Origin of the sequence: Streptosporangium nondiastaticum (assembly GCF_003011965.1) — a bacterium.
GTDB classification, from domain to species: Bacteria; Actinomycetota; Actinomycetes; order Streptomycetales; family Streptomycetaceae; genus Streptomyces; species Streptomyces nondiastaticus.
Map to the genome: position 1 here is coordinate 62,426 of NZ_PXWG01000025.1, position 8,306 is coordinate 70,731.

Annotated in this window: 8 protein-coding genes and 1 pseudogene; 7 read left to right on the forward strand and 2 right to left on the reverse strand. The window is 74.0% G+C overall.

What is annotated here, in order from left to right; genetic code table 11:
- The first annotated feature begins 102 nt into the window (after positions 1-102).
- Complete coding sequence (locus B7P34_RS13190; RefSeq protein WP_106676091.1) at positions 103-879, forward strand: response regulator transcription factor; 777 nt, start codon at positions 103-105, stop codon at positions 877-879.
- On the forward strand, positions 872-1,999 hold the full coding sequence (locus B7P34_RS13195; protein ID WP_106676093.1) for a sensor histidine kinase: 1,128 nt from the start codon (positions 872-874) through the stop codon (positions 1,997-1,999). Before B7P34_RS13190 ends, B7P34_RS13195 begins: the two co-directional genes overlap by 8 nt.
- Here B7P34_RS13195 and B7P34_RS13200 read toward each other — a convergent pair whose 3' ends face one another.
- Both B7P34_RS13200 and B7P34_RS13205 read right to left on the reverse strand, forming a co-directional pair.
- The gene (locus B7P34_RS13200) at positions 2,000-3,061 is read right to left on the reverse strand and encodes an NAD-dependent epimerase/dehydratase family protein (RefSeq protein WP_106676118.1); all 1,062 of its coding nucleotides are present in this window, start codon (positions 3,059-3,061) and stop codon (positions 2,000-2,002) included.
- A gap of 98 nt (positions 3,062-3,159) precedes the next feature.
- Positions 3,160-3,522: a DUF488 domain-containing protein gene (locus B7P34_RS13205; RefSeq protein WP_106676095.1), complete on the reverse strand. Its 363-nt coding sequence runs from the start codon at positions 3,520-3,522 to the stop codon at positions 3,160-3,162.
- Between the two features lie 213 nt (positions 3,523-3,735).
- On the opposite strand from B7P34_RS13205, the gene B7P34_RS13210 reads away from it, so the two are divergent.
- The 5 genes and pseudogenes from B7P34_RS13210 to B7P34_RS13225 all read left to right on the forward strand — a co-directional run bounded on the left by B7P34_RS13210 (position 3,736) and on the right by B7P34_RS13225 (position 8,138).
- Complete coding sequence (locus tag B7P34_RS13210; RefSeq protein ID WP_106676097.1) at positions 3,736-4,290, forward strand: AAA family ATPase; 555 nt, start codon at positions 3,736-3,738, stop codon at positions 4,288-4,290.
- Between the two features lie 123 nt (positions 4,291-4,413).
- Positions 4,414-5,340 carry an NADP-dependent oxidoreductase gene (locus tag B7P34_RS13215; RefSeq protein WP_106676098.1) on the forward strand — a complete coding sequence of 309 codons (927 nt, stop codon included), beginning with the start codon at positions 4,414-4,416 and terminating at the stop codon, positions 5,338-5,340.
- Between the two features lie 174 nt (positions 5,341-5,514).
- Positions 5,515-5,706: pseudogene (locus B7P34_RS39905) on the forward strand (cupin domain-containing protein); the annotation flags it as partial.
- A gap of 94 nt (positions 5,707-5,800) precedes the next feature.
- Positions 5,801-6,421 (forward strand): AraC family transcriptional regulator, encoded by a 621-nt coding sequence (locus B7P34_RS39910; RefSeq protein ID WP_435693960.1) that lies wholly within the window; start codon positions 5,801-5,803, stop codon positions 6,419-6,421.
- A 289-nt stretch (positions 6,422-6,710) separates the two neighbouring features.
- Positions 6,711-8,138 (forward strand): family 2B encapsulin nanocompartment shell protein, encoded by a 1,428-nt coding sequence (locus tag B7P34_RS13225; protein ID WP_106676100.1) that lies wholly within the window; start codon positions 6,711-6,713, stop codon positions 8,136-8,138.
- Positions 8,139-8,306 lie beyond the last annotated feature (168 nt).

Below are 8,306 nucleotides of genomic sequence, written 5' to 3' on the forward strand. Positions count from 1 at the left end.
TTCCGGCATTTCGGGCGTCGGGTTCTTACGAAACGAGGACGCCGTTCCGTGTACGGGGGACGCGCTGCTCCGCCGCCTTCCGGCCGGTGCGAGGCTGGAGGCATGCACAACGCATCTCCCGCCCGCGTCCTCGTCGTCGACGACGACCCCACCGTCGCCGAAGTCGTGTCCGGCTACCTCAGCAGGGCCGGCTTCGCCGTCGACCGGGCCGCCGACGGCCCGGCGGCGCTGGAGCTCGCCGCGGCCGTGCGCCCCGACCTCGTCCTGCTCGACCTGATGCTGCCGGGCATGGACGGCCTGGAAGTCTGCCGCAGGCTGCGGGCCGGGGGACCCGTACCGGTGATCATGCTGACGGCGCGGGGCGACGAGGAGGACCGCATCCTCGGGCTGGAGATCGGCGCCGACGACTACGTCACCAAGCCCTTCAGCCCCCGGGAGCTGGTGCTGCGCGCGGAAGCCGTGCTGCGCCGGGCCCGGTCCCGGGCCGACGTGCCGCCGCCCGCCCCGGCGCTGCGCGCCGCCGGGATCGTCCTGGACCCCGTGGCGCGGCAGGCCGCCAAGGACGGGGCGCCGCTCGCCCTCACCCTCCGCGAATTCGACCTCCTCGCCTTCCTGCTGCGGCACCCGGGGCGGGCCTGCGGGCGCGAGGAGCTGATGCACAAGGTGTGGGGCTGGGAGTTCGGAGACCTGTCCACCGTGACCGTGCACGTCCGCCGGCTGCGCGCCAAGATCGAGGACGACCCGGCCCGGCCGCGCTTCATCCGGACGGTGTGGGGCGTCGGCTACCGCTTCGATGCCGACGGCACCGACGCCGACGGCACCGAAGGCGACAGCCACGCCGGGAACGGCACCGGCACCGAAGGCGGCACCGATGCGTGACATCGTCCTGATCGCCCTCTACGCCCTCGCCGGAGCGACCGCGGCCGGAGTCCTCGGCGCACTCGCCCTGCGGCTGCTCCGGCACCGCTCGGTCGCCGTGTCCCTGACGGTCGTGGCCGCCGTGTCGGTGACGGCGATGCTGGCCGGAACGCTGAGCGTGGCGTGGGCGATGTTCCTGTCCTCGCACGACCTGACCGTCGTGACGACGGTGTGCGCCATGGCCGCCGTGGTCTCCCTGGCCACCGCGCTGCTGCTCGGCCGCTGGGTCGTGGCCCGCAGCAACGCCCTGACCCTGGCCGCGCGGGACTTCGGCCGCAGCGGCAGCTTCGCGGCCCCGGACGGCAACGCCACCGCCGAATTGGCCGCGCTCGCACGGGAACTGGCCGCCACCAGCGCCAAACTGGAGGAGTCCCGGGAGCGGGAGCGCGCCCTCGACGCCTCGCGCCGCGAACTCGTGGCCTGGATCTCGCACGACCTGCGCACGCCCCTGGCGGGGCTGCGCGCCATGGCGGAGGCGCTGGAGGACGGCGTCGTCGAGGACCCTGCGCGGTACCACCGGCAGATCCGCACGGAGACCGACCGGCTCAACGGGATGGTGGGCGACCTCTTCGAGCTCTCCCGCATCCATGCGGGCACGCTCTCCCTCAGCCCGAGCCGGATGTCCGTGTACGACCTGGTGGGGGACGCGCTCGCCGGGGCCGAGCCGCTGGCCCGCGAACACGGCGTCAGACTGGTCGGGGAGGACGCCGGGGGAGCGGCGGAGGGCGTGCCCGTCGAGGTCGACGGCCGGGAGATGACCCGGGTCCTGGGCAACCTCCTCGTCAACGCCATCCGCCACACCCCCGCCGACGGCACCGTCGCGATCGCCGCGCGGCACGAGGAGGCGACGGGCACGGTCGTCCTGTCCGTCACCGACGCCTGCGGCGGCATCGCCGAGGAGGACCTGCCGCGCGTGTTCGACACCGGCTGGCGGGGCTCCGAGGCCCGTACGCCACCCGCCGGCGCGGGTCTCGGCCTGGCGATCGTGCGCGGCATCGTCGAGGCCCACGCGGGACGCGCGACGGTCTGCAACGTCCGGGGCGGCTGCCGGTTCGAGGTCGTCCTGCCGGCAGCGCCGTAGTCACCCGCCCGCCGGCCGCCGCTGCGGGGCGTGCGCGAACTCCGCCACGCCCGCCGCGAAGTCCACCTGCGGACGCCAGCCGAACTCCTCGCGGAGCCGGCGCGAGGCCGCCGTGATGTGCCGGACGTCCCCGAGCCGGAACTCGCCGGTGACCACGGGGTCCGGCCCGCCGTGGGCCCCGCTCAGGGCGCGGGCCATGTCACCGATCGTGCGGGGCGTGCCGCTCCCGCAGTTGTACGCCCGCGAGCTCCCCGCGGGACGGGCGCCGAGCCCCTCCAGCGCGAGGACGTTCGCCGTGGCCACGTCGCGGACATGGACGAAGTCCCTGCGCTGGCGCCCGTCCTCGAAGACGCGCGGCGCCTCGCCCCGCGCGAGGGCCGAGCGGAAGAACGAGGCGACGCCCGCGTACGGGGTGTCGCGCGGCATTCCCGGCCCGTAGACGTTGTGGTAGCGCAGCGACACGGCGCGGCCGCCCGTCATCCGCGCCCACGAGGACGCCAGGTGCTCCTGGGCGAGCTTCGTCGTCGCGTACACGTTGCGCGGGTCGGCGGCGGCGTCCTCGCCCACGAGCCCCGGCGCGAGCTGCCTGCCGCAGCGCGGGCACAGGGGCTCGAAGCGGCCCGCTTCGAGGTCCCCGGCCCGCCGGGGCCCGGGGCGGACGGGGCCGTGCTCCGCGCAGTCGTAGCGCCCCTCGCCGTAGACCACCATGGACCCGGCCAGGACGAGACCGCGCACTCCCGCCGCGGCCATCGCCGCCAGCAGCACGGCCGTGCCGTGGTCGTTGCAGCTCACGTAGGCCGGGGCGTCGGCGAAGTCCTTGCCCAGGCCGACCATCGCCGCCTGGTGGCAGACCGCGTCGACGCCGCGCAGCGCCCGCGCGACACCGGCGGGATCGCGTACGTCGGCCTCGTGCCAGGCCACGCCCTCGGGCACGGGAGGCCGCACCGGGTGGGCGGCGGGCAGCAGGGAGTCGAGGACGACGGGGTCGTGCCCCCGGGCGAGCAGGGCGGAAACGACGTGCGAGCCGATGAAGCCCGCTCCTCCGGTGACGAGTACGCGCATGCGTCCGACGTTAGGGCCGCCGGCGGCCGTCCGGCCCGGCCGGGCGCGGTACGTCACCACTCCGTAAGCCTTGCCCGCCGGCGGGCCTCGGCCCCGCGTCAGTGCGTCAGGACCTCCCGGAGTACGGCCGCCGCGCTGATGCCGCTGTCCTTGGTGGCGGTCAGGAGGGTGAGGGTGCCGTGCCGGGACAGCTCCCGGAGGTGCTGGAGGGCGGCTTCGTGGGGCTCGTCGCGGAGTTCCGTGCGGTAGCGGCGGGAGAACTCCTCGAAGCGGGCGGGGTCGTGCCCGTACCAGGTGCGCAGTCCGGTGGAGGGCGCGACGTCCTTGCACCACTCGTCCAGCGCGGCCGCCTCCTTGCTCAGCCCGCGCGGCCAGATGCGGTCGACGAGCACCCGGCTGCCGTCCGCTTCCTCGGGCGGGTCGTAGACCCTCCGCATCCGCACCCGCCGTGACCGCGTCATGAGCCCATCGTCGGTGCCCGCCCGCAGGAACGCACCCCGAACGCACCCCGAACGCACCCTGAATGCACCCGACCGCACCCGGAACGGCGGCGCCGGCGGCCGGCCGGGGCAATTCCTTTGCCCGGCCGCCGGATCGGAGGAAGGATCTCCTCCGGGGACGATCCTCCAGGGATGGAACCGTCGCCCCACGACGCGACAAGGAGTAAGGGACGCATGCCGGAAACTTCGTTCCAGGGCCAGGACGTCGACGCCGCACGACCCGCCCCCGCCGCGTACCTCGTCATCGGCATTCCGGGGTCCGGGAAGAGCTCGGTGTCGGCGGGGCTCGCCCGCCGGTTCCCCCTCGGCGCGCACATCGAGGGCGACCACCTGCAGGACCTGATCGTCGCGGGAGGCCGCCTGCCCTCGCCGGAGGAGGACCTCGAAGCCGATCGGCAGCTGCTGCTGAGGGCCCGCAACGCGTCCGTGCTGGCGCGCAGTTTCCACGCCGCCGGCGTCGTCCCGGTCATCGACGACGTGGTCGTCCGGCGCGCCCACCTCGACTTCTACCTGGAGCACCTGCAGGACCTGCCGCTGCGTCTGATCGTCCTCGCGCCGTCGGCGGAGGTCGTCGCCCGGAGGGTGGCCGAGCGGGACAAGGTGCTGGCGGACGACTGGTCGTTCCTGGACGAGGCGCTGCGCGCCGAGCTCGGCGGCCGGGGGACGTGGCTCGACACCTCCGGGATGTCGCTGGAGGAGACGATCGAAGCCGTCCTGACGGAGGGCTGATGGCCCAGCATCCCGGCAAGGAAGACGATGGGACATCTTTCGAAGATCCGGGGATATTCATCGGCTCGTTCGATCTTCCTAACGTTGGGTGCACCACAGGAACCCACCAGGGAGAGACCCACCATGCGCGCTGTCATCCAGAAGTCCTTCGGAGGCCCCGAGGTCCTGGAGGTCGCCGAGATCGACCGCCCCGTGCCCCTCTTCGGGGAGGTCCTCGTCCGGGTCCGCGCCAGCAGCGTGAACCCGGTGGACGTGGGCGTCCGGTCCGGTGCCTACCCGCTGCTCGGCCGGCCGCCCTTCGGGGTCGGCTGGGACATCTCCGGCGTCGTCGAGGAGGCCGGCGCCGGGGCCCGCTTCCGGCCGGGCGACGAGGTGTACGGCATGCCGTTCTTCCCGCGCGCGGCCACTGCCTACGCCGAATACGTCGCCGTGCCCGGCCGCCAGGTGGCCCGCAAGCCCGCGACGCTCGACCACGCGCACTCCGCCGCCCTCCCGCTCGCCGCGCTCACGGCCTGGCAGGGCCTGGTGGACGCGGCCGGGCTCGGCGAGGGCCAGCGGGTGCTGATCCACCGCGCGGCCGGCGGCGTCGGGCACCTCGCCGTCCAGATCGCCAAGGCCCGCGGCGCCCACGTGACCGCCCTGGCGAGCGCCCCCAAGCACGAGTTCGTCCGGGGCCTGGGCGCCGACGAGGTCATCGACTACCGCACCGCCGACTACACCGAGGCCGTCAAGGACGCCGACGTGGTCTTCGACTCCTCGTCCGAGGGCGTGCGCGCCCTGTCCGTCCTGCGCCCCGGTGGCACGCTCGTCAGCATCATGGAGCACGCGGACCGGGAGCTCGCCGCCCGGATCGAGGCCGCCGGCCGCCGCTTCGCCGGCGTCGCCGTCGAGCCCGACTACGCCTCGCTGGAGGCGATCGCCGCCCTCGTGGACGCCGGCCGCATCCGCCCCCACGTCGCCGAGACGTTCCCGCTCGCCGAGGCCGCCACGGCCCACGAGCGGGTCGCGTCGGGGCGGACCCAGGGCAAGATCGTCCTGACCGTCGACTGATCCGGTGCTGGTGCCGGTGCTAGTGCCAGTGCCGTTGCTGGTGCTCCGCCGATCCGCTGATCCGGTGATCCGGTGATCAGGGCACGCCGTAGGCTGGGCGCCCGGCAGGAACAGCCGGGTGCCCGGTGGGAAGAGGGGGCGGCATTGGACATCCTGAGCGAGGCGCTGGGCTCGATGCGGACCGGCCGGCCCAGGTCCGTCCGCACCCACGGCCGCGCCCCCTGGGGCCTGCGCCTCTCCCCGGTCGCCGGCGCCGGCTTCCACGTGGTGCTCTACGGCACCTGCTGGCTCGTCCCGGAGGGGGACGCGCCGGACCTGCGGCCGATCGCCCTCAGTCCGGGCGACGTGGTCTTCCTGCGCGACGGCCGGGGCCACGTCCTGGCTGACAGCCCCTCCACCCCGCCGCAGGAGGCGCAGCCCCCCGGAGTTCCGCCCGGGCGCGCCCCTCGGCACGGTCACGATCGGCGCCGACGGCCCCCGCACCAGCCTCCTCTGCGGTCACTACCACCTGGACCAGGGGCGCCCGCACCCCCTGGTGCGCCAGCTCCCCGAGATCATCCACCTGTCCACCCGGCACGGCCGCCACTCCGAACTGTGCTCCGCCGTCCAGCTCCTCGGCTCGGAGCTGGAGAACCCCCGCATCGGCTCGGCCGGCATCGTCCCCGCGCTGATCGACTCGCTGCTCCTCTACATCCTGCGCGCCTGGATCGAGGAGCAGCCGCCGACGGAGGCCAGGGGCTGGGCCGCCGCGCTCAGCGACTCCGCGGTGGTGCCGGCCCTCGCCGCCGTCCACGAGGACCCGGCCGCGCCGTGGACGGTCGAGTCCCTGGCCGGCCGGGCGGGCCTGTCCCGCGCGGCGTTCGCGCGCCGCTTCACCGCCCTCGTGGGCGAGCCGCCCATGGCCTATCTGACCCGCTGGCGCATGACCACGGCCGCCCGGCTGCTGCGCGAGTCCGACGCCCCGCTCACGACCGTCGCGGCCCGCTCCGGATACGGCTCCGAGTACGCCTTCGCCAAGGCGTTCAAACGCGAGTACGGCCAGGCCCCCGGCGGTTACCGCCGCGACGTACGTGCCGTGTGAAGACATGTGCCGTCTGAAAAAGGTGACCTGACAGAACGTTATCGGCCACCTCGGACACCTCTCCACACCGCGGCATATCGGACATCGCCGCCGATCACCCCGGTTCTGGTCCCACATCGCGCCGCACGGCCCTTGTTCGTGCCTTGGCGCAAAACCGACGGTACGGTCCCGGCCGTCTCGACCAACATCATTACGCGCTGCTTCACTTGCGCCACAGGAGCTCCGTAGCCCGAACGGGCTACTCCAGGGGCTCCTTCTTGACGCACGCGCCCATACGGAAAGGACCGGGATGTCGACCGCAGCGCACCGGCAGCAGCCGGAGCAGCCCGAGCAGCAGGCGGGCCGGGCACAGCTCAGCCTGGGGATCGCCGCTGCGCGGAACCTGGCGACCACCACCAAGACCGCCCCGCAGATGCAGGGCGTCAGCTCTCGGTGGCTGCTGCGCACCCTGCCCTGGGTCGAGGTGAAGGGCGGCACGTACCGCGTCAACCGGCGTCTGGTGTACGAGGTCGGCGACGGCCGGGTCACCTTCGTCCAGGAAGGATCCGCGGTCAAGGTCGTCCCGGCCGAGCTGGGCGAACTGCCGCTGCTGCGCGGATTCGACGACGCCGAGGCGCTGCGGGCGCTGGCCGAGCGCTGCCGGCAGGAGGAGTACGAGCCCGGGCAGGTGATCGCCGAGCGCGGCCGCACCGTCGACCACGTCTACCTCATCGCCCACGGCAAGGTCGAGAAGGTCGGCTCCGGCAAGTACGGCCGGGAGACCCGGCGCGGTGTGCTCGCCGACGGCGGCTTCTTCGGCGGCCGGGCCGTGGCCGAGACCCCCGGCACCTGGGAGTTCACGGCCCGCGCGATGACGGCGTGCACCGTGCTGGCCCTGCCCCGCACCGCGTACGAGGAGGTGGCGGGCCGCAACGAGCGGCTGCGCGCTCACGTCAGCAAGCGTCAGGCCGAGCAGGACCGCCCGCAGAACAAGAAGGGCGAGGCGGACATCGCCCTCGCCTCCGGCCACACCGGCGTGCCGGTGATCCCCGGCACCTTCGTCGACTACGAGCTCTCCCCGCGCGAGTACGAGCTGAGCGTGGCCCAGACGGTCCTGCGGGTGCACAGCCGGGTCGCCGACCTCTACAACGAGCCGATGGACCAGATCGAGCAGCAGCTGCGGCTGACCATCGAGGCCCTGCGCGAGCGCCAGGAGTCCGAGCTCGTCAACAACCCCGAGTTCGGCCTGCTGCACAACGCCGACCACAGCCAGCGCATCTCCACCCACTCCGGCCCGCCCACCCCCGACGACATGGACGAGCTGCTGAGCATGCGGCGCGGGACCAAGGCGTTCTTCGCCCACCCCCGGGCCGTCTCCGCCTTCGCCCGCGAGTGCAACAAGCGCGGCCTGTCCTTCGACAGCGCCGACGTGGGCGGCCACGCGGTGCCCGCGTGGCGCGGCGTGCCGATCCTCCCCTGCGGCAAGATCCCCGTCTCGGAGGAGGGCACGTCCTCCATCCTCGCCATGCGCCTGGGCGAGGCCGAGGAGGGCGTGGTCGGCCTGCGGCAGACCGGCATCCCCGACGAGTACGAGCCCGGCCTGAACGTGCGGTTCATGGGCATCAACGACCAGGCCCTCATCTCCTACCTGGTCAGCACCTACTACTCGGCGGCCGTCCTCGTGCCCGACGCGCTCGGCGTCCTCGAGAACGCCGAGGTCTTCCACACCCCGTCCTGACCCCGTCCTGACGGGCACCGCCCCCGGCACAGAGAGAAGAACCGTGTCACTGCTGTCCCGGATCAGCGCGCCCACGGCCCGCCACGACGCGGCGCTGCTCGCGGCGGCGCTGCTCGCCCACCAGGGCGTCCCGGCCGCGCCCAGGGCGCTCCGCCCGCCCGCCGGGCC

Bases quoted from the DNA above. Each gene is read 5' to 3' on its own strand.
- B7P34_RS13205 (WP_106676095.1), bottom strand. From the start codon at position 3,522: ATGACGCGGTCACGGCGGGTGCGGATGCGGAGGGTCTACGACCCGCCC.
- B7P34_RS13215 (WP_106676098.1), top strand. From the start codon at position 4,414: ATGCGCGCTGTCATCCAGAAGTCCTTCGGAGGCCCCGAGGTCCTGGAG.
- B7P34_RS13195 (WP_106676093.1), top strand. From the start codon at position 872: ATGCGTGACATCGTCCTGATCGCCCTCTACGCCCTCGCCGGAGCGACC.
- B7P34_RS13200 (WP_106676118.1), bottom strand. From the start codon at position 3,061: ATGCGCGTACTCGTCACCGGAGGAGCGGGCTTCATCGGCTCGCACGTC.
- B7P34_RS13210 (WP_106676097.1), top strand. From the start codon at position 3,736: ATGCCGGAAACTTCGTTCCAGGGCCAGGACGTCGACGCCGCACGACCC.
- B7P34_RS13225 (WP_106676100.1), top strand. From the start codon at position 6,711: ATGTCGACCGCAGCGCACCGGCAGCAGCCGGAGCAGCCCGAGCAGCAG.
- B7P34_RS13190 (WP_106676091.1), top strand. From the start codon at position 103: ATGCACAACGCATCTCCCGCCCGCGTCCTCGTCGTCGACGACGACCCC.